This window comes from Pseudoalteromonas ruthenica, from assembly GCF_008808095.1.
Classification (GTDB): Bacteria; Pseudomonadota; Gammaproteobacteria; order Enterobacterales; family Alteromonadaceae; genus Pseudoalteromonas; species Pseudoalteromonas ruthenica.
Genome location: NZ_CP023396.1, coordinates 2,876,436 through 2,895,600, shown reverse-complemented (window position 1 = coordinate 2,895,600; position 19,165 = coordinate 2,876,436). Strand labels below are relative to the sequence as shown.

22 protein-coding genes are annotated in these 19,165 nt (G+C 46.2%); 18 read left to right on the top strand and 4 right to left on the bottom strand.

Going from position 1 to position 19,165, the window contains the following annotated elements; translation table 11 throughout:
• Positions 1-29 precede the first annotated feature (29 nt).
• The gene (locus PRUTH_RS13590; protein ID WP_022945566.1) at positions 30-1,382 is read right to left on the bottom strand and encodes a DegQ family serine endoprotease; all 1,353 of its coding nucleotides are present in this window, start codon (positions 1,380-1,382) and stop codon (positions 30-32) included.
• 121 nt (positions 1,383-1,503) lie between these two features.
• Positions 1,504-1,953, bottom strand: coding sequence for a Z-ring associated ZapG family protein (locus PRUTH_RS13585; protein ID WP_045979162.1), 450 nt, complete (start codon positions 1,951-1,953; stop codon positions 1,504-1,506).
• A gap of 101 nt (positions 1,954-2,054) precedes the next feature.
• On the opposite strand from PRUTH_RS13585, the gene zapE reads away from it, so the two are divergent.
• The 12 genes from zapE (at position 2,055) to PRUTH_RS13525 (ending at position 12,587) form a co-directional block, all read left to right on the top strand.
• Positions 2,055-3,143 carry a cell division protein ZapE gene (zapE, locus tag PRUTH_RS13580; protein WP_130147171.1) on the top strand — a complete coding sequence of 363 codons (1,089 nt, stop codon included), beginning with the start codon at positions 2,055-2,057 and terminating at the stop codon, positions 3,141-3,143.
• 230 nt (positions 3,144-3,373) lie between these two features.
• The gene (gene rplM / locus PRUTH_RS13575) at positions 3,374-3,802 is read left to right on the top strand and encodes a 50S ribosomal protein L13 (RefSeq protein WP_022945569.1); all 429 of its coding nucleotides are present in this window, start codon (positions 3,374-3,376) and stop codon (positions 3,800-3,802) included.
• An 11-nt stretch (positions 3,803-3,813) separates the two neighbouring features.
• Positions 3,814-4,203 (top strand): 30S ribosomal protein S9, encoded by a 390-nt coding sequence (gene rpsI, locus PRUTH_RS13570; RefSeq protein WP_022945570.1) that lies wholly within the window; start codon positions 3,814-3,816, stop codon positions 4,201-4,203.
• Between the two features lie 467 nt (positions 4,204-4,670).
• Positions 4,671-5,267, top strand: a complete 597-nt coding sequence (gene petA, locus PRUTH_RS13565; protein WP_022945572.1) for a ubiquinol-cytochrome c reductase iron-sulfur subunit — start codon at positions 4,671-4,673, stop codon at positions 5,265-5,267.
• A complete protein-coding gene (locus PRUTH_RS13560; RefSeq protein ID WP_045979164.1) occupies positions 5,267-6,532 on the top strand; it encodes a cytochrome b in 1,266 nt (421 codons plus the stop codon). The genes petA and PRUTH_RS13560 overlap by 1 nt, the downstream gene beginning before the upstream one ends.
• A complete protein-coding gene (locus tag PRUTH_RS13555; RefSeq protein ID WP_022945574.1) occupies positions 6,529-7,266 on the top strand; it encodes a cytochrome c1 in 738 nt (245 codons plus the stop codon). The genes PRUTH_RS13560 and PRUTH_RS13555 overlap by 4 nt, the downstream gene beginning before the upstream one ends.
• A gap of 127 nt (positions 7,267-7,393) precedes the next feature.
• Positions 7,394-8,020: a stringent starvation protein SspA gene (sspA, locus tag PRUTH_RS13550; protein WP_022945575.1), complete on the top strand. Its 627-nt coding sequence runs from the start codon at positions 7,394-7,396 to the stop codon at positions 8,018-8,020.
• Entirely contained in the window at positions 8,020-8,508 is a 489-nt protein-coding gene (locus PRUTH_RS13545) for a ClpXP protease specificity-enhancing factor (RefSeq protein WP_022945576.1), read from the top strand. Before sspA ends, PRUTH_RS13545 begins: the two co-directional genes overlap by 1 nt.
• 219 nt (positions 8,509-8,727) lie before the next feature.
• Positions 8,728-9,246 (top strand): shikimate kinase AroK, encoded by a 519-nt coding sequence (gene aroK / locus PRUTH_RS13540; protein ID WP_022945577.1) that lies wholly within the window; start codon positions 8,728-8,730, stop codon positions 9,244-9,246.
• A 21-nt stretch (positions 9,247-9,267) separates the two neighbouring features.
• A complete protein-coding gene (gene aroB, locus PRUTH_RS13535) occupies positions 9,268-10,338 on the top strand; it encodes a 3-dehydroquinate synthase (RefSeq protein ID WP_130147173.1) in 1,071 nt (356 codons plus the stop codon).
• Entirely contained in the window at positions 10,338-11,639 is a 1,302-nt protein-coding gene (locus PRUTH_RS13530) for an SPOR domain-containing protein (RefSeq protein WP_151173505.1), read from the top strand. The genes aroB and PRUTH_RS13530 overlap by 1 nt, the downstream gene beginning before the upstream one ends.
• Positions 11,640-11,708: 69 nt before the next feature.
• Positions 11,709-12,587, top strand: a complete 879-nt coding sequence (locus PRUTH_RS13525) for a Dam family site-specific DNA-(adenine-N6)-methyltransferase (RefSeq protein WP_022945580.1) — start codon at positions 11,709-11,711, stop codon at positions 12,585-12,587.
• Here PRUTH_RS13525 and PRUTH_RS13520 read toward each other — a convergent pair.
• The gene (locus PRUTH_RS13520) at positions 12,543-12,722 is read right to left on the bottom strand and encodes a DUF2970 domain-containing protein (protein WP_022945581.1); all 180 of its coding nucleotides are present in this window, start codon (positions 12,720-12,722) and stop codon (positions 12,543-12,545) included. The genes PRUTH_RS13525 and PRUTH_RS13520 overlap by 45 nt on opposite strands.
• Before the next feature lie 15 nt (positions 12,723-12,737).
• The gene (locus PRUTH_RS13515; RefSeq protein ID WP_026111197.1) at positions 12,738-13,043 is read right to left on the bottom strand and encodes a hypothetical protein; all 306 of its coding nucleotides are present in this window, start codon (positions 13,041-13,043) and stop codon (positions 12,738-12,740) included.
• 253 nt (positions 13,044-13,296) lie between these two features.
• Between PRUTH_RS13515 and rpe the strand changes: the two genes are divergently transcribed.
• The 6 genes from rpe (at position 13,297) to PRUTH_RS13485 (ending at position 19,048) form a co-directional block, all read left to right on the top strand.
• Complete coding sequence (gene rpe, locus PRUTH_RS13510) at positions 13,297-13,971, top strand: ribulose-phosphate 3-epimerase (protein WP_022945583.1); 675 nt, start codon at positions 13,297-13,299, stop codon at positions 13,969-13,971.
• Positions 13,968-14,627: an HAD-IA family hydrolase gene (locus PRUTH_RS13505; protein WP_151173504.1), complete on the top strand. Its 660-nt coding sequence runs from the start codon at positions 13,968-13,970 to the stop codon at positions 14,625-14,627. Before rpe ends, PRUTH_RS13505 begins: the two co-directional genes overlap by 4 nt.
• 19 nt (positions 14,628-14,646) lie before the next feature.
• Positions 14,647-15,651, top strand: coding sequence for a tryptophan--tRNA ligase (trpS, locus tag PRUTH_RS13500; protein WP_022945585.1), 1,005 nt, complete (start codon positions 14,647-14,649; stop codon positions 15,649-15,651).
• A gap of 67 nt (positions 15,652-15,718) precedes the next feature.
• On the top strand, positions 15,719-16,300 hold the full coding sequence (locus PRUTH_RS13495) for an anthranilate synthase component II (RefSeq protein WP_045979170.1): 582 nt from the start codon (positions 15,719-15,721) through the stop codon (positions 16,298-16,300).
• A gap of 62 nt (positions 16,301-16,362) precedes the next feature.
• Positions 16,363-17,520, top strand: coding sequence for an HDOD domain-containing protein (locus PRUTH_RS13490; protein ID WP_151173503.1), 1,158 nt, complete (start codon positions 16,363-16,365; stop codon positions 17,518-17,520).
• A gap of 328 nt (positions 17,521-17,848) precedes the next feature.
• Complete coding sequence (locus PRUTH_RS13485) at positions 17,849-19,048, top strand: aspartate aminotransferase family protein (RefSeq protein WP_045979171.1); 1,200 nt, start codon at positions 17,849-17,851, stop codon at positions 19,046-19,048.
• Positions 19,049-19,165: the final 117 nt, after the last annotated feature.

The window sequence follows — 19,165 nt, the reverse complement described above, 5'->3', positions numbered from 1 at the left end:
TGTTGAATGTTGTTAAAGCACAGCAGGGGTTACTGAATAGGCGCGAAGAAGGTGCTATTGCCACGGCGTACTACCAGCACAATATTACCTTGAATATCTTTGATTAGATTAGCAAGCTCACGCACGGTTTCTACCCGCTCACGGTTGACCTGAGTAATAATGTCTCCCTCTTCCAAGCCCAGTCGGGCAGCAACGGAACGGGGGTCTACCGAATTGATAATAACCCCTTTGATACCGTTACGTTTGCCGGACTCAAGCTCTGCACCGGCTAAGGCGCGATGAATTTCGGCGGCTTCCTCTGTAACATTGTCGGCTGCGGCTAAGGTCACGTCTAACTCGATTTCTTCATCATCACGGAAAATACCGATTTCCACTTCCTTGCCCTCACCTAGGGTAGCAATTTTGCCGGCTAATTCAGCAAAGCTCTTAATGTCGTCACCGTTGACACTGATGATAACATCGCCAGCTTTGATGCCTGCTTTCTCGGCAGCCGAGTCTTCAACGACGCGCTCAACCATTGCACCTTGTTTAACATCGAGATCCAAGGCTTCGGCATAGCCTGCATCTAATGTGCGCCCAGCAACACCCAATGAACCACGGCGCACTTGTCCGTACTCAACAATCTGGTCGACTAAGTTTTTCATCATATTAGAGGGGATGGCAAAGCCGATACCAACGTTACCACCGGAAGCACCTAAAATAGCAGTGTTAATACCGATTAGTTCACCTTTGAGGTTAACTAGCGCTCCCCCAGAGTTACCTTGGTTGATAGCCGCATCGGTCTGAATAAAGTCTTCATAGCCTTCGATATTAAGCCCACTACGCCCTAGAGCACTGACGATACCTGAGGTGACTGTGTGGCTTAAACCAAATGGGTTACCGATAGCGACAGAAAAGTCACCGACACGGAGCTTATCAGAGTCAGCGAGTTTGACTTCAGTAAGGTCTTCGCCATCAACTTGTAACAGCGCGATATCTGATTCTTTATCAGCGCCCACGAGCGTCGCTTCGAATTCACGACCATCCTCTAAGGTCACCACCATTTCCTCGGCATCGGCGATAACATGGTTATTCGTCACTACATAGCCTTCATCGGCGTCGATGATGACACCGGAGCCTAGGCCACTAAATGGACGCTTTTGTGAACGAGGTTGAGGACGCCCAAAGAAGAAGTCAAATGGGTCGACACGGCGACGCACTTCTTTTGAGCCGGATACACGAATACTCACTACGCCAGGAGTGACGCGCTCGAGCATAGGTGCAAGCGTTGGTAACTGCTGTCCATCTACTGCGACGGGCAGCTTGGCATGAGAGATACTAGGTTGAGCAAGTAAAGTGGCCGATAAAATAGCGGCACTGATGATTGATAACTTCATTTTCATAGTCTGGGCAAACTCCACAATACAGGGGCTGCTATGCAGCCCGATACCTATAAAGCTATTTCCTATACAGACTATGGGGTCGTTAATTTAGTTCCTCAAGAGATAAATAACTGCCTATTTATCAGGCAGGTTGCTTATCGTTAGACTTTTGCTCACCACTAAATAACCCTGATTCGCCGCTGGCATAATCGGTTGGCTGACTGTCGTGCACGCTGCGAGTGGGTTGGCGCTCGGGGCGCTGATTTAAAGACGCATGCAGTTGCTCAGTGGTTTCTTTTGAGAAAAAAGGCTGGCTTAAATCAACATCTTGTTTTGCAGTTAATAAGTGATCGCTTTGCTGTACATGGTTAACTAACTGTTCGTAGTTTTCCTTGAGCTTAGCGATTAATTTATTGGTGTTATCTAAATGATCAGCGACATCCTGACGGTAACGCTCAAGGTCATTTTGCGCTTGTTGCGCTTGCTCTTCTAATTCGCCCTGCTTGAAGCGGCGTTTAGTCATCCAGCTGCCAACAAAAAAGCTGCATGCAGCAACAATAATTACGATACCTAGCCAAGTAGTGGTATACATAAATTTCCCCTTTTGAAAACTTTACTGAGTCAAATATACGCTTTGTTGTCAGCCGTGTTAAGATAGCGCGAAAATTAATCCCTAGTATTGCTCCTATCACCATGACACCTTGGCAAAAATATCAACAAGATTTACAGCGCGATGACTTCCTCCATGATGAAGCACAAGAAAACGCGGTGCGTCACCTGCAACGCCTGTATGATGACATTGTTGCTCAGCCTGAAAAGCCGCGCGGTTTTTTCTCTAAGCTGTTTGCCAAGGATAGCACGAAGGCCATTAAAGGGCTTTACTTTTGGGGCGGGGTAGGGCGTGGTAAGACCTATCTGGTCGATACCTTTTACGAGGCTCTGCCGACTGAGCGTAAAATGCGGGTGCATTTTCACCGCTTTATGCACCGTGTGCATCAGGAACTAAAACAATTACAAGATGTTAAAAACCCGCTGTTGGTGGTGGCCGATAAACTCAAAGCCGAAACCGACATCATCTGCTTTGATGAGTTTTTTGTTCAGGATATCACTGACGCCATGCTATTAGGTGGCCTGATGGAAGCGCTGTTTGCGAGAGGGATTGTATTAGTTGCGACGTCTAATATTGTGCCTGATGAGCTGTATAAAAATGGCTTGCAGCGGGCACGTTTCCTGCCCGCAATTGAGCTGGTAAAGGCTAATACTGAGATAGTGAATGTCGATTCCGGCGTTGATTATCGCTTGCGCACCTTAGAGCAAGCGGAAATTTTTCACAGTCCGCTTGATGAGCAAGCGGATCAAAACCTATTTGCTTATTTCGAGCAACTATCCCCCGAGCCGGGCAGAGCAAACGAGGCCATTGAAATCGAAGGGCGGATGATTCAAACACGCATGGTCAGTGACTGCATTGTGATGTTTGATTTTGCCGAACTGTGTGAAAGTGCGCGCTCGCAAGTGGATTATATGGAAATCTCCCGCCTTTATAACACCGTGCTACTCGCCAATGTGAAACAAATGGGGCAACACAATGATGACGCTGCGCGCCGTTTTATTGCGTTAGTCGATGAATTTTATGAGCGTAATGTGACGCTGATTATCTCCGCACAAGCGCCCATTGAAGCGCTTTATACCCAAGGGAACTTAAACTTTGAGTTCAAACGCTGTGTCAGCCGATTGCAAGAGATGCAATCACGCGAATATCTAGAGCGCCCTCATTTAGCTTAGTCGGTTCGTTTTTACAGCTCCTATCACTGCATAAAAAATCAGCGCGGCGGTAGCCAAGGGATTTTCAAACTGCTATACTCCCGCGCCTGCCACGTTGCGTTCTATCACTGTATTTAGCTTAGCCACTATTTACAGTATCAAGTCTTAAACTCGAAGGGGTTAAAGCATTAGTAGAGCGGCAGTTAATAAACTGCCTGTGGTTTTAAAATTGAAAACATTGGATTTTTAGAATGAAAACGTTTGTTGCTAAACCAGAATCAGTAAAACGTGACTGGTACGTAGTTGACGCCGAAGGTAAAACTTTAGGTCGCATCGCTACTGAAATCGCTCGTCGTCTTCGCGGTAAGCATAAAGCAGAGTACACTCCACACGTTGACACTGGTGACTACATCATCGTAATCAACGCTGACAAAGTTACTGTAACTGGTAACAAAGCTCAGAACAAAATGTACTATGCGCACACTGGTTACCCAGGTGGCCTGAAGTCTACTAACTTTGAGAAACTTCAAGCTAGCAAGCCTGAGATGATCATTGAAAAAGCGGTTAAAGGCATGTTGCCACGTGGTCCTCTAGGCCGTGCAATGTTCCGTAAGCTTAAAGTTTACGCAGGTACTGAGCACAATCACGCTGCACAGCAGCCTCAGGTTCTAGACATTTAAGGAGCACAGTCATGGCAAATCAATACTACGGTACAGGTCGTCGTAAAAGTTCAAGTGCTCGCGTATTCCTACGCCCAGGCACTGGCAACATCGTAATTAATCAACGTTCTATCGAAGAATACTTCAGTCGTGAAACGTCTCGCATGGTTGTTCGTCAGCCATTAGAGCTTGTTGAAATGACTGAAAAGTTTGACCTATACATCACTGTTGAAGGTGGTGGTTCTACTGGTCAAGCTGGTGCAATCCGTCACGGTATTACCCGTGCGCTTATGGAGTTCGACGAGTCACTTCGTTCAGACCTTCGTAAAGCTGGCTTTGTTACTCGCGATGCTCGTAAAGTTGAGCGTAAGAAAGTGGGTCTTAAGAAAGCACGTAAGAACACTCAATTCTCGAAGCGTTAATTTTTTACGTATCCAGAATTTCAAAACCCGGCTTTGCTTTGGCAAACCGGGTTTTTTACTTTAGGCAATGATAAAGTGCCATCTCCCCCGTTACTGCCTTAAAGTTTGATATTTTTCTATTATTTCCCTCATTTAATGCCCATCGCGCCACTATTTTTGATAAAATTTTGCTACAATTGCGTGGCAAATAAACCGATGAAGTGATTTTTAATACTTTGCTGAACCGATATTGATCTTTGTCACCGTCACCAGCAAGTAACCGCGATATGATCGTTCACGCTGATCTATGCCGTAAAAAGTTGCATGGCAATAATGGCGGTGTTTATTGGCGGTGAGACAATGAATAACCTTGTTTTAATCAAGGCTTTTATTTATGATCGCTTCTATTTTGTAACTTCAAAAATTAACCTGCTGTAACTGATGTTCTCAATATAGCAAGTGTTGAGAATCATAGTGGAGATAAGTGGATGAGCAATGCGCCTGTAGACAACAGCCGACGCCGCTTTTTAACCATAGCTACCTCTGTTGTAGGTGGTGTTGGTGCGGTTGGAGCTGCTGTTCCTTTTATCGCGTCTTGGAACCCAAGTGAGAGAGCTAAATCTGCGGGTGCTCCCGTAGAAGTTGATATCTCGAAGATTGAGCCAGGACAACTAATCCGTGTTGAGTGGCGAGGCAAACCTGTATGGGTTATCTCGCGTACGCCTGACATGTTAAAACAACTTAAAGAGCACGAAGATCAGCTGCGTGATCCTCAATCTGAGGAACCACAACAGCCTGAATTTGCTAAGAACCCAATGCGTTCTCGCAAAGACGATATCTTTGTCGCTGTGGGTATCTGTACTCACTTAGGTTGCTCTCCTAGCTTCTTACAAGGTGGCTTTGGCGAGAAAGTGGAAGGTACTGATGATGGTTTCTTCTGTCCATGTCACGGTTCTAAGTTTGATATGGCAGGTCGAGTATTCCAATCGGTTCCCGCTCCACTGAACCTTGAGATCCCTCCTTATTACTTCATTGATGACACCACGATTTTGGTCGGTGGTGAAAAAGGCGAAGGGGCAGCATAATGTTTGGTAATATTATCAATTGGATTGATGAACGTATTCCCATGACTCGCGTCTGGAATATGCACATCGCACAATATCCAGCACCGAAAAACTTTAACTTCTGGTACTTCTTTGGCTCATTGGCCATGCTCGTGCTAGTAAACCAAATCGTCACGGGCATTTGGTTGACCATGAACTTTGTACCTTCTGCTGAAGGTGCTTTTGCTTCCGTTGAATATATCATGCGTGATGTTGAATACGGCTGGCTACTGCGTTATCTCCACTCTACAGGGGCATCTGCCTTCTTCGTGGTGGTTTATTTGCACATGTTCCGTGGCATGATCTACGGTTCATATCAAAAACCGCGTGAGCTATTGTGGTTGTTTGGTATGTTTATCTTCCTAGCATTAATGGCTGAAGCCTTCATGGGCTACCTATTACCATGGGGTCAGATGTCATTCTGGGGTGCTCAGGTTATTATCTCACTGTTTGGTGCGATTCCGGTTATTGGTGATGATCTAACACTGTGGATCCGTGGTGACTATGTTATCTCTGGTGCCACTTTGAACCGTTTCTTTGCATTGCACGTTATCGCGCTGCCATTAGTGCTCGTTATTCTCGTGTTCTTACACATTGTTGCGCTGCACGAAGTGGGCTCTAACAACCCTGATGGTATCGATATTAAGCGTAAAAAAGGCACTGTTGCGGAAGAAGACAAAGCGAAATTTAAATTCCACGAGTACTACACCGATAAGAAAGATATTGTCGATGCAATACCGTTCCACCCTTACTACACAGTGAAAGACATTGTTGGTGTGGTTGGCTTCTTGATTATTTTCTCTTACATCGTGTTCTTTACGCCAGAGATGGGCGGCTTCTTCTTGGAAGCACCAAACTTTGAAGCAGCGAACCCGCTGAAAACGCCTGAGCATATTTTCCCGGTATGGTACTTCACACCGTTCTACGCAATCCTGCGTGCAATTCCAGATAAACTACTGGGTGTTGTGGCTATGGGCGCGTCTATTGTGGTGTTAGCTTTACTACCTTGGATTGACCGTGGTCGCGTACGCTCTATTCGCTATCGTTGTGGTTTCCACAAATTGAATATTGCGCAGTTCGTTGTGACCTTTGTTATCCTTGGTTGGGTTGGTGCAACACCGCAAACTGATTTCAAAACAATTCTGTCGCAGATTTGTACGGTGACCTATTTCATGTTCTTTGTGTTACTGTTCTTTTACAGTAAAAACGAGAAAACCAAGCCATTGCCAGAGAGGTTGACGAAATGATGAAGAAACTAGTTATCGGTTTATTCGCATTGCTGCCTACTTTGTCAATGGCAGCAGGTCCTTCGATGCCGCTGCAAGACGCGAACATTGACCTAAAGGACCAGGCATCATTACAGCGTGGTGCCAAGTTGTTCATGAACTACTGCTTAGGTTGTCACCAAATGCAGTATCAGCGCTACCAGCGTACTTTCCGCGATATCGGTATTCCTACTGAAATCGGCGAAGAGACGCTTATTTTTGATGGTTCAAAAGTAGGTAGCCATATTAAAAATGCGATGGGTGAAGAAGATGCAGCGAAATGGTTTGGTGCGGCTCCGCCGGATTTAACCTTAATCGCACGTGTTAAGTCACCTGACTACATCTATACGTACTTAAAGTCGTTTTATAAAGATGAGTCGCGTCCTTTTGGTGTGAATAATGTAGTGTTCCCATCAGTAGGTATGCCGCATGTGTTGCAAGAGTTGCAAGGTCTACCAACGCCAATTTACGAAGAAGTTGAGCAAAATGGTAAAACAGTACAAAAAGTAGTGGGTACTGAGACTGATGGGACCGGGGAAATGAGTGTCGATGAATACGACCAAGCAGCCCGCGACCTAGCAAACTTCATGGCGTATGTAGGTGAGCCTTCGCGCTTAGATTCAGAGGCGCTGGGTATTAAGGTCATCGGCTTTTTGGTGATTCTGTTTATCCTCGCTTTCTTTTTGAAGAAAGAATACTGGCGAGATGTTCATTAATTAGAATATTCAACCAGTTAACTCAATAGGGGCAATATGCCCCTATTGCCGTTTAAAGTCATTGCTCAAATTTTGGGCCATGACGCAAAAGTATTTTGTACTTTGTGATTTTTTGATGGAGGTAGGCATGGCCGTTGCTGCCAATAAACGCCCTGTAATGACGCTGTTTTCCGGTGCTAATTGTATGTACAGCCACCAAGTTCGTATTGTCTTGGCGGAAAAAGGAGTTAGCGTGGATATCCACTTGGCGGAGAAGGATAACTTGCCAGAAGCGTTACACGAGATTAACCCATATGGCACTGTACCCACTCTGATTGATCGTGAACTTGGTTTATACCAAGCGAACATCATTATGGAATATCTGGATGAGCGTTTTCCACATCCTCCATTAATGCCTGTTTACCCAGTCATGCGTGGCCGTAGTCGCTTGATGATGCACCGTATCGAAACAGACTGGTACTCACTGGCAGCGAAAATTTATGCCGGTGGCAGTGATGCTGAACAAGCGCGTAAAGAATTGACCGAAGCATTACTTGCTGTGGCTCCTATCTTTAACGAAGCGCCTTATTTTATGAGCGAAGAGTTTAGTCTTGTTGATTGTTACCTAGCGCCACTATTGTGGCGTTTACCTGAACTAGGCATTAGCTTAGAAGGTGCTGGTAGCAAAGAGCTAAAAGAATACATGATTCGTTTGTTTGAGCGTGAGTCATTCCAAGCATCACTAACCGAAGCCGAACGTGAGATTCGTCTATAATGACGCCTAACAGACCTTATCTGCTACGCGCCTTTTACGATTGGATTGTTGACAACCAGTGCACACCGCACTTGGTTGTTAACGCCGATTTTCCCAACGTGCAAGTGCCTACTCAGTTTGTTCAAGATGGACAAATTGTGTTGAATATAAGCCCAAGCGCGGTTACTCAGTTCTCAATGGACAACGCTCTGCTGACATTTAATGCTCGATTCGGCGGTCAGCCGATGCAGGTCTATGTGCCAATGGGCGCTGTGTTAGCGATATATGCACGGGAAAACGGTGAAGGGACGGTGTTTACTCAGGATGAAACCTACGAAGAGCAAGAACGCTCAGGTGTAACGCCTTCACAGCCACAGTCTGAAGAGTTGCCTGAACCGCAGCCTGGACTGGAGGCCATTGACAATCCAAACCCACAAGCTAGCCGTGAAACCAGTCAGGAAGACAAGAGTAAGGGCAAAAAAGGCAGTCACTTAAAAGTGATCAAATAGCCTAGCTACATCTTTGGCTAAAACAGCTCACTCTCGGTGAAGGTCATCTACACTACTTCCCGAGGGCTGTTTCCGTGACCGACCGCCTACTGTAATTATTTACTGTATTATGCTTGAAAACAGGCATAAATTACTGAGATAATCTCCCCCTTGATTTTGGGGCCAGTCGCGAGGCGGGGTTTTTAATTCAAATTTTAGAGTTCGTTTGTACTAAAAAATATGGCTGAGAAACGTAATATATTTCTAGTAGGCCCAATGGGGGCCGGCAAGAGCACAATTGGTCGTCACATCGCAGATCAACTACACCTTGAGTTTTATGACTCAGATAACGAAATTGAGCGCCGCACTGGTGCAGATATTGCGTGGGTGTTCGATATTGAGGGCGAAGAAGGTTTTCGTCGTCGCGAAGAGACTGTGATCACTGATTTAACCGAGCTTCAAGGTATTGTACTTGCAACGGGTGGTGGCTCTGTAGTCAGTAAAGAAGTACGCAACAAACTGTCTGCACGTGGTATCGTAGTGTACCTAGAAACCCCAATCGAAAAGCAAGTGGCTCGCACCCAGCGCGACAAACGTCGTCCGCTACTGCAAACTAAAGAAGATCCACAAGACGTGTTAGAGCGTCTAGCTGAGGAGCGTAACCCGCTCTATCAAGAAGTGGCTGACTTCACGGTTCGCACCGACGAGCAAAGCGCTAAAGTGGTCGCTAACCAAATCATTGAGAAGCTTGATTTCTAAATAAACCAGGGAGAATTGCGCATGCTGGAACTTAATGTTGAACTAGGTGAGCGCAGTTACCCCATTTTCATTGGTGATAATTTACTGCGTGATTCTGAGCGCCTAGGGTCATTCTTAGGTCAAAATCGACCAGTTATTGTCACCAATGAAACCATCGCCCCGCTGTATCTAGATATCCTCATAAATACCTTGCATGAACACCAACCATTAGTGTTCGTGATGCCTGATGGTGAGCAATTTAAAACGCTGCAATGGTTCGAGCGCTTAAATGCGTTTTTGCTTGAGCATAATTGTGGACGTGACACTTGCCTGTTAGCGCTAGGCGGAGGTGTCATTGGCGACCTTACCGGTTTCGTTGCAGCGTGTTATCAGCGCGGCATCGACTTTATACAAATTCCAACGACTCTGTTATCGCAAGTTGACTCGTCTGTCGGCGGCAAAACAGCCGTCAATCATCCCCTTGGGAAAAATATGATTGGCGCTTTTTACCAGCCGCAAGCGGTATTTATTGATAATCGTGTGCTCAACACTTTGCCGAGCAAGGAATTTGCTGCAGGAATGGCGGAAGTGGTCAAATATGGGCTAATTTATGACGCCGATTTATTTGCACAACTAGAACAGCACAGTGATGAAATCAAGGCACAGCACCCGCAGTTGTTACCGCAAGTTATCCATCGTTGCTGTGAAATTAAAGCACAAATTGTTGCCCAAGATGAGAAAGAAGCGGGCCTGCGTGCTCTGCTCAATCTCGGTCATACCTTTGGCCATGCTATCGAAGCACACATGGGCTATGGCCAGTGGTTACATGGTGAGGCCGTAGCCGCCGGGATGGTATTAGCCGCGAAGTTAGCCGTGATGCGTGGTTGGCTTAGTGAACAAGAATTAACGCGCATTGTGACTTTATTAGCGAATTATGATTTACCAACCAGCGCGCCAGAGCAAATGAGCTGCCAAGACTTTATCGCGCATATGAGAAAAGATAAAAAGAATAAGGCGGGCCGCATACGCTTTATCCTTCCTACGGCTTTTGGTCGCTGTGAACTTATCGATGATGTATCAGAGGCCGAGTTAGATACTTTGTTTTCACGCTAATGCAATCGCAAATACTTCCCTCGCGAGCAGCCTTAGCCAAGCGCATCGCGCTGCAATTTAGCTATGGGCAAAACCTTATTCATTTGGTTGCCGCTCCAGGATTCGGTAAGAGCTATCTTTTAGAGCACTTTGTAACCGACCACTACGAACCCTTTAATAAGGCCTATATTGAGGTTGGCGCTAAGACGCGGGATGAAGACGTGGTGACTCACCTGTTGGAGCATAGCTTTTCTTATCCTTTGGTGGATGTAAACGAGCCCCTCAGTGATAACTTCTACCGTTTAGTAAAAGAGCAGGGGGAGCGACAGTTACTTTGGGTTATAGATAACGCCAAACAGCTATCGCAGGAACTGATCATTGAGTTAGAAAAGCTTGCGAAAACAGCGCCAGGCGTTCTGTATATTCTCTGTGCATCTTCTCGCGCAGAACTATTTGAAAACGCCGTAGATATTCATCTAGAACCGCTATCCGACTCGGAAAGCATACGTCTCATGCAAAGCTTTTATAAGACCTTACCACCGGCAGAAGACCCCATTTTTGCTGAATTCGTGCGTCAATGCCACGGCAATCCAGCATTATTGTTACAGTGGCACCAAGAACAGCAGATGCCAAAAAACACGGCAAAGCCAACCCGGCGATGGTGGCTCGTGCCGACCATGATTGTTGTTATTTTGATTGTTATTGGCTTGGTTTATCAACGTGATGAACTAACGGTCATGCTGCCACAAAGCGAGAATGCGCCGGTGGTTGCTAACGATGCGGTCTTTGCAAAGCAGCAACAACCCTCGCAGGGCGCACATGAGGGCAACATGCAGCAGCCTGAGCAAGCGAGTGACCACAATCTCATCACTGAAAAGCTAGAAAATGATACTCAAGCTGTGGTTGCAGCACTGCAACAGCCAGCCACGCAGGCGGCTACAGAGCAGGCACAGCCAGTAGAGGAAGCAGAGCCTGAACAGCGACAGAGCGTACCGACCAATAGCCACATGCTGCCATATGATCATCACTGGTATAACCGCCAAGATGATAATTTATGGTTATGGCAACTAACTGTGATGTCTAACGAGCAGCAGGTGGAGGCGTATATTGCCCGCCATAATCTCGAGAAAAAAGTACGTCATTATCAACGCGCTGATAAAGGATGGCATATTCTGACTTGGGCACAGCCTGCTAGTCGAAGCGCAATTGATGCACAGCTTACAGAAATTGCAGAGCTACTGCCTAGTTTAGAGCCCTACGCAAAGCAAATCAGTAAGATAAAAGCAGAGATAGACTCGCAACCTAACCCTGAGTTGCGGTAGAATCTTGCGTTAACATCGCCCGCCGCGATGCTGTGATATTTAATTCATAACCGATGAGCAAGTGATTTAATGCAAAAGAAAACCCGTGCTTTCCTGAAGTGGGCGGGCGGCAAATATAGTTTGGTAGATGATATTGCCAAGCGCTTAGATACCGCACAGGCGCTGACGGGCAATCGCGCTACGACACTGGTCGAGCCCTTTGTCGGCGCAGGTTCGGTGTTTCTTAATACGCACTTTGATCATTATGTGCTCAATGATATCAACGCTGATCTTATTAACCTTTACCGTGAATTAACCCACGCCCCTGATGAGTTTATCAGTGACGCTCGTAAGTTATTCAGTGCGGTCAATAATGATGCTGATATTTACTATGGTTTGCGCAAACAGTTTAATGCCAGTCGCGATGCCTACGAGCGTGCCATATTATTTTTGTATATGAATCGTCATGGTTACAATGGCCTGTGTCGCTACAACCTAAAAGGCATTTTTAACGTCCCATTTGGCAAATACAAAAAGCCCTATTTTCCAGAGAAGGAAATGTACTTCTTTGCTGAAAAGGCGCAGCGAGCGACATTTACTTGTTTGAGCTATAAAGATGTTTTTGCCCAGTTGCCAAAAAATGCAGTGGTGTACTGCGATCCCCCTTATGTGCCATTAAGTAAAACCGCATCGTTCACCTCTTATGCAAAAGGTGGTTTTAATCTTGATGATCAGGCTAACCTTGCCAATTTAGCGGAGCAAGCAGCGGGAGTAAGTAATACTTCGGTGTTGATCTCTAACCATGATACCCTTTGGACGCGCAAAATATATGAGCAAGCGAGTATTGATGTGCTGAATGTAAAGCGCACAATTAGCCCCAAGGGACATGCTCGCAATAAGGTAAGTGAGTTGATGGCGATGTATTTATCTGGCCGGCAATACCAATTGAACCAAACCAAGCACGCCTAAAATAAACGCGATAAATAATACGATAGCGATAGCAATAAGCACCTTTGGATTATGGTGCTTAAAGTCATGCTCACGCTTGGCATTACTTTGAACCCCAAAAAATGCGGCGATGACGCTTTGCAGTTGCGACCACATAAGTAGAGTCGTGACTTAGTAAGATTTGCTTGAGAATTGGCGAGACTTGTTGTCGTCGCGGGTCAATAGTTCGAGTAAATCGAGGTAGTGAAATTGTGCGCTGCGGCTGTCGCCAGTTAACCATGCGAACCAAGACTGTTGGGCTTGGTGGTTACAGGCTTGCTTCATATCGATGTCGTAGGTAGAGGCGGAGCCATTACATTGGCATTGTTCTAACGCCACTTGTTGCGCTTGTACTGAGCTGTTTATGCTGAAGGCAGCGACTGTAACACCCAATGCAGCGGCTGCTACAAGCAGTGTACGAGTTTTAAGGCCAAACATATCCATCTCCAGTCCATTAGTATTAACCAGAGCTTACTCAATATTGATTAAAAAAACAACTGAATATTAACTGAAAAACAAAACTTTTTCTTTAAAAATAAGGGTCTTATGTTTAATTAATGTTAATTTTTGTTTTTAAATTATTGTTTCTTTTCACTTATCTGTGCAGCAAAGTTCGCAAACTTAATTTACTAAGCTGACACGCTCGTCTGTTTTCCGTTAAAGTAACGGCTAAGTTCAAAGGAGCCGTAATATGAAAGATTACCTGATAGCGCCGTCTATTTTAGCAGCCGACTTTGCTCGCCTCGGTGATGAAGTAGAACGCGTATTGGCGGGTGGAGCCGATGTGATTCATTTCGATGTAATGGATAACCATTATGTTCCCAACCTTACTTTTGGCCCTATGGTGTGCAAAGCGATACGGGACTTTGGTATTAGTGCACCGATTGATGTGCACCTAATGGTTAAGCCTGTTGATAGTTTAATTCCGCAGTTTGCACAAGCCGGTGCCAGTATTATTACTTTCCACCCCGAAGCCAGTGAGCACATTGATAGAAGCTTAGCGCTAATCAAAGAGCAGGGGTGTAAAGCCGGGCTGGTCCTCAATCCTGCAACACCTTTGCATATTTTAGAGCATGTGATGGATAAACTGGACGTTATTCTTCTGATGTCGGTGAATCCAGGTTTTGGTGGCCAAAGCTTTATTCCCCATACACTAGAAAAGCTGCGCCAGACCCGTGCATTGATTGACGCCAGCGGCCGTGATATTCGCTTAGAGGTGGATGGTGGCATAAAAGTAGATAACATTGCTGAAGTTGCAGCAGCCGGCGCCGATATGTTTGTGGCTGGTTCGGCGATTTTCAACCAACCCGATTATAAAGCGGTGATTACGCAAATGCGCGACCAATTGGCAAAGGTGCAGGCGTGAAGTATCAAGCGCTGCTATTTGACTTAGACGGCACCTTAGTGGATAGCGCTGAGGATATGTATATTGCTAGCAACTTGATGCTAACTGATTTAGCACGGCCCATCGTCTCGCAAACTATGGTGCGTCAGTTTGTAGGTAATGGTATTGAGATGCTAGTGAAACGACTCCTGAGCGGTGACATGGCGGTGAATCCTTATCTAAGCGCCGCAGATATAGAGCGAGCGACCTCGCTGTTTTTCAGCCATTATGAAGCGGTAGTCGCTGAGCATAGCGCGCTCTATCCCCATGTAGAAACGGTACTTGCAGCATTTGCACATATTCCCAAAGCTGTGGTGACTAATAAAGCGCGTCGCTTTACCTTGCCGCTGTTAGAGAAAATGGCCATTGCCCGCCATTTCGATGTTGTTGTATGTGGCGATGACGGCGACAAGAAACCGGCCCCGGCACCGCTTTTGAGTGCGAGCGAACAATTAGCCGTTGCACCTAAGGACTGCCTTATGATCGGAGACTCCAAGTCTGACCTATTGGCTGCGCAGGCAGCCGCAATGGATTGCCTTGCACTTACCTATGGCTACCATCAAGGCGAAGATTTAAGGCAATACAATCCACAGTACCTCTGTGACCAATTCTTAGATATAATCACGACCATTAATTGATCAGTAATAAAGGAACATCATGAGTAAACCCGTAGTGTTAAGTGGCATTCAGCCAACCGGTGGTATGACAATAGGCAATTACGTTGGCGCCATTAACCAGTGGCTTAGCTTGCAAGAGCATCATGAAAGTTACTTTATGCTTGTTGATTTGCACGCCATCACCATTCGCCAAGAGCCAGAGGTGTTAAAATCGCGAGTATTAGATGGCATTGCTCTGTACACCGCATGCGGTATCGACCCACAGAAGTCAGCGTTATTCGTGCAATCGCAAGTGCCAGAGCATGCCCAATTGGCATGGGTGCTAAATTGCTACGCACAAATGGGTGAGCTTAACCGCATGACCCAATTTAAAGATAAATCATCCAAGCATGCTAACAATGTCAATGTTGGCTTGTTTTCTTACCCGGTATTACAAGCGGCTGATATTCTTTTATATCAGGCTGACCAAGTGCCTGTTGGCGAAGACCAAAAGCAACACTTAGAGTTAACCCGTGATATCGCGACCCGCTTTAACAACCTATATGGTGAGGTCTTTAAAATTCCTGAGCCATATATCCCAGAATTTGGGGCTCGGGTAATGAGCTTGCAAGATCCACTGAAAAAGATGTCAAAGTCGGATGATAACCCTAATGGTTACATCATGTTGTTGGATGAACCCAAGAAAATAGAGAAGAAGCTGAAAAAAGCGGTGACCGATTCCGATGAACAGGCGCGTATCTATTTCGATCGTGAAGAAAAGCCCGGGGTGTCTAACTTGTTGACCTTACTGTCAGTGGCGACCAAGCGTAGCATTGATGAGTTAGTCCCTGAATATGAAGATAAAATGTATGGGCATTTGAAGAAAGATACTGCTGAAGCGGTGGTTGGTATGATTGAGCCAATCCAACAGCGCTTCAAGGAGATCCGTGAAGATCAGCCTCTGCTTGAAAAAATCATGAAAGAGGGGGCCGAGAAGGCCAGTGCTAAAGCCGCCCCCACTTTGAAAGCGGTGTATGACGCATTAGGGTTTATCCCACGCCCATAGATGGCTTGCCAGTGTAAATGACCACAAAAGCCAAGCGCGAAAGCTTGGCTTTTTAATGGAAGATTCCATGTTATTGATGATAGATAATTACGACTCCTTCACCTTTAACCTGGTGCAGTATTTCCAGCGCCTTGACCAAGAAGTGCTGGTAAAGCGCAATGATGAACTCACGTTAGCTGATATCCGTGCGTTAAACCCAGCACATATCGTGCTTTCACCGGGCCCTTGTAGTCCCAATGAGGCGGGGGTATGTGTGGATGTGGTGCGTCGCTTTGCCGGACATATTCCTATTTTAGGAGTTTGCTTGGGGCATCAAAGTATCGCCCAAGCTATGGGGGCGCAGGTGGTGCGTGCCAAGCAAGTTATGCATGGAAAAACGTCAACCATCTATACTAAGCAACAAGGCGTATTTGCGGGGTTGCCGCAGCATTTCGAAGTATGTCGTTACCACTCTTTAGTGGTGGCCCCAGCGTCTCTGCCAGAATCCTTAGAAATCACGGCGTGGACACAAGATGAGCACGAAAACATGGATGAAATCATGGGTTTGGTTCATACTTCTAAGGCATTGGAGGGCATTCAATTTCATCCTGAGGCCATTCTAACTGAACATGGGCTCACGATGTTGCAGCACTTCATTCACAGGTACTAGGGCTTATAAGCGTTAGCAGCCTCAACGCAGCAAAAATATAGAAGCGGTATAACTTAGTAATTATGGTGACTAAAACAGAGCAAATTCGCCAACGTGTGGATGCCCTAGAACAGCGTTTTAATGACTTGCTGTTAGGGCATAGCTTTGCGCAGCAACAAATAGGTTTTATTAAAACCTTTGATATTCAATATGGTAAACCTCTTAAGCAGCGGACCTTATTGGAGGTCGAGCAGGCGGCGCACAGTCAACGGCAAAAACAAAGCTCAGAAAAGCTGCAGTTCACCGCCAAAGTCAGTACCAAATTACACGCGATCATTGAGAATGCAATCAATGAGCAGCTCCACAATGCTGATAACCTATATTCCGAAGTGTTGGGTATCCAAGATGCGGTCCCCACTATTTTAGATATCCTAGGCGCAAAAGCGGCGAGCGTTGGCCGCTTAGAGCCGCTCGTTAATGATTTGAGTTGGCTCGGGCGAGAACTCGTTACCTTAGTGAACTTACCTCAGTATCGCCAAGAGCGAGCCAATCGTGGTGTGAAGATTGACACCCCCGCGTTGGCGATTCGCTATTTGGGTTTAGATAACCTCCGCCTAACCATTCCTACTTACGCTATGCGCCATTGGTTGCCACACAGCACTGAGCCTTTTAGTTTATTGAAGCGTAAGTTACGCGAATCAGCAATGAGTCGAGCGATAGCGGCGTATGAGCTGGCTCAACTACAGGGTCTTAATCCATACAGTGCGTATATCGCTGCGTTGTTCTTGGATTTAGGCCGGGTCGCGCTAACACGACTTTATTTACGTTTGTTCCAACAGATTTGGCAACGTAAGGTGACGATGGCACGAGATGAAGGCAACAAACGCCTCCATGATGCGCTCATTGCTATCGAGCCTGATCCACTGTATTTACGTAACCTTTTCGTTGAGCGCTCGTTGGAGATCACCCGCTCATTGGTCGAGAAAATGGGCTTTCGCTATATTGGCCTTAACGCACTGCTGGATGATTTTGCTTTGGTCGAAGCCAGCGAGCAGTCTGGCTTGGCGCAGGTTTTGGTGCATGCTAGCTGCTACAGTCAATATTTGATGCTGCACGAGCATCAACTTATTGAAGATGACGAGCGCACCCTGTGGTTCAACTATGTGGGTCTGCAAAGTGACCATGTCCAACACCTAGAAAAGACCAATTTGCACAATTTAGCACTGCAAATTGACGGCTAACTGAAAATTTTTTGTAAATTTTTTTGCGTATATTCATTCATTATTCACTCCTTGGGCTCTTTCGGTGCTGCGCATAAGCTATAGTTCAATTTCCTAAAAGAATACCAAGATAGTTATTCACTGATTATGAAAAACTATCCTCAAAGCCTTTGTTTTCAAGGGCTGCATGAAAGCTTTGCATGAGACTTTAAGGTCTTTTTCTGAAATAATGGGATATCAACTAGTGTACTGCGCTACTTAAAAGTAGGCCGTATTTATCGCTTTTCGTGTCCCGCCTGTCGGCGTGCTTTAGATGCGACACAAAAGTAATACTCAGTGAGGAAATGAAATGACAGTTAATCGCGCTTTATTCGACGAGGTAATGGTACCCAATTACAACCCTTCAGCGGTTATCCCTGTACGCGGCGAAGGCTCGCGGGTGTGGGACCAGCAAGGCAAAGAGTTTATCGACTTCGCTGGTGGTATTGCGGTTAACTGTTTGGGCCATTGTCACCCTGCCTTAGTCAACGCATTGAAAGAGCAAGGTGAAAAAATTTGGCACCTGTCGAACATCTGGACCAATGAACCAGCCTTGCGTTTAGCAAAGAAAATGACCGACAACACCTTTGCTGACAAAGTGTATTTTGCTAACTCTGGCGCTGAAGCCAATGAAGCCGCACTAAAGCTGGCACGTCGCTGGGCAATCGATGTGCACGGTGAGCACAAATCGAAAATTATCTCCTTCAACAAAGGTTTCCATGGGCGCACCTTCTTTACCGTGACCGTAGGCGGTCAGGCTGCGTATTCTGACGGCTTTGGCCCGAAACCGGGTGACGTCGTTCACTGCGACTATAACGACCTGGAAAGCTTCAAAGCGCTGATTGACGATAATACCTGTGCGGTGATGATGGAGCCGTTGCAAGGTGAAGGCGGTATTATCGCGCCGGAGCAAGCATTTGTTGAGGGTGTGCGTGAACTGTGTGACCAGCACAATGCTTTACTTATTTTTGATGAAGTACAAACAGGTGTAGGTCGTACCGGCGAGCTTTACGCTTACCAAGGTCTTGGTGTGACGCCAGACATTCTAAGCTCAGCAAAAGCGCTCGGTGGTGGTTTTCCTATCGGCGCAATGTTAACCACGGCAGAGATTGCACAGCACCTTAAGCCGGGTACACATGGCTCTACCTATGGTGGTAACCCACTTGCTTGTGCGGTAGCCGAAGCGGCATTTGATACAGTAAACGATGCCACGGTACTGGCCGGTGTTAAAGAAAAAGAAGCGTTATTCAAATCGCTACTTAACGACATCAATGCTAAATACGACGTATTTTCTGAAATTCGTGGTAAGGGCTTGCTGTTAGGTGCAGTTGTTAACGATAAATTCAAAGGTCGTGCACGCGAATTCTTAGTTGCGAGTATGGAGCAGGGGTTGATGTCGCTTGTTGCGGGTGCCGATGTAGTACGCTTCACTCCGTCTTTAGTGATCCCTGAAGCCGATATCCGTGAAGGCATGGCGCGCTTTGAAAAAGCGGTAGCAAGCCTAGTCTAACCTGCCTGGGGCTGCAAAGCCCCATCCTGTAGTAAGTAAATTGCTGGAGTTCCACTTTGCCTTCTCGGTGAGGTTGCGGGCTCCTTTGGTATTTAACCTTTAGGGAGTAAGCGAGTC

Bases quoted from the DNA above. Each gene is read 5' to 3' on its own strand.
- PRUTH_RS13590 (WP_022945566.1), bottom strand. From the start codon at position 1,382: ATGAAAATGAAGTTATCAATCATCAGTGCCGCTATTTTATCGGCCACT.
- PRUTH_RS13555 (WP_022945574.1), top strand. From the start codon at position 6,529: ATGATGAAGAAACTAGTTATCGGTTTATTCGCATTGCTGCCTACTTTG.
- trpS (WP_022945585.1), top strand. From the start codon at position 14,647: ATGAGTAAACCCGTAGTGTTAAGTGGCATTCAGCCAACCGGTGGTATG.
- zapE (WP_130147171.1), top strand. From the start codon at position 2,055: ATGACACCTTGGCAAAAATATCAACAAGATTTACAGCGCGATGACTTC.
- rplM (WP_022945569.1), top strand. From the start codon at position 3,374: ATGAAAACGTTTGTTGCTAAACCAGAATCAGTAAAACGTGACTGGTAC.
- PRUTH_RS13520 (WP_022945581.1), bottom strand. From the start codon at position 12,722: ATGTGGTCGCAACTGCAAAGCGTCATCGCCGCATTTTTTGGGGTTCAA.
- PRUTH_RS13560 (WP_045979164.1), top strand. From the start codon at position 5,267: ATGTTTGGTAATATTATCAATTGGATTGATGAACGTATTCCCATGACT.
- PRUTH_RS13515 (WP_026111197.1), bottom strand. From the start codon at position 13,043: ATGTTTGGCCTTAAAACTCGTACACTGCTTGTAGCAGCCGCTGCATTG.
- PRUTH_RS13495 (WP_045979170.1), top strand. From the start codon at position 15,719: ATGTTATTGATGATAGATAATTACGACTCCTTCACCTTTAACCTGGTG.
- PRUTH_RS13485 (WP_045979171.1), top strand. From the start codon at position 17,849: ATGACAGTTAATCGCGCTTTATTCGACGAGGTAATGGTACCCAATTAC.
- aroB (WP_130147173.1), top strand. From the start codon at position 9,268: ATGCTGGAACTTAATGTTGAACTAGGTGAGCGCAGTTACCCCATTTTC.
- PRUTH_RS13525 (WP_022945580.1), top strand. From the start codon at position 11,709: ATGCAAAAGAAAACCCGTGCTTTCCTGAAGTGGGCGGGCGGCAAATAT.
- rpsI (WP_022945570.1), top strand. From the start codon at position 3,814: ATGGCAAATCAATACTACGGTACAGGTCGTCGTAAAAGTTCAAGTGCT.
- rpe (WP_022945583.1), top strand. From the start codon at position 13,297: ATGAAAGATTACCTGATAGCGCCGTCTATTTTAGCAGCCGACTTTGCT.
- petA (WP_022945572.1), top strand. From the start codon at position 4,671: ATGAGCAATGCGCCTGTAGACAACAGCCGACGCCGCTTTTTAACCATA.
- sspA (WP_022945575.1), top strand. From the start codon at position 7,394: ATGGCCGTTGCTGCCAATAAACGCCCTGTAATGACGCTGTTTTCCGGT.
- PRUTH_RS13490 (WP_151173503.1), top strand. From the start codon at position 16,363: ATGGTGACTAAAACAGAGCAAATTCGCCAACGTGTGGATGCCCTAGAA.
- PRUTH_RS13545 (WP_022945576.1), top strand. From the start codon at position 8,020: ATGACGCCTAACAGACCTTATCTGCTACGCGCCTTTTACGATTGGATT.
- aroK (WP_022945577.1), top strand. From the start codon at position 8,728: ATGGCTGAGAAACGTAATATATTTCTAGTAGGCCCAATGGGGGCCGGC.
- PRUTH_RS13585 (WP_045979162.1), bottom strand. From the start codon at position 1,953: ATGTATACCACTACTTGGCTAGGTATCGTAATTATTGTTGCTGCATGC.
- PRUTH_RS13530 (WP_151173505.1), top strand. From the start codon at position 10,338: ATGCAATCGCAAATACTTCCCTCGCGAGCAGCCTTAGCCAAGCGCATC.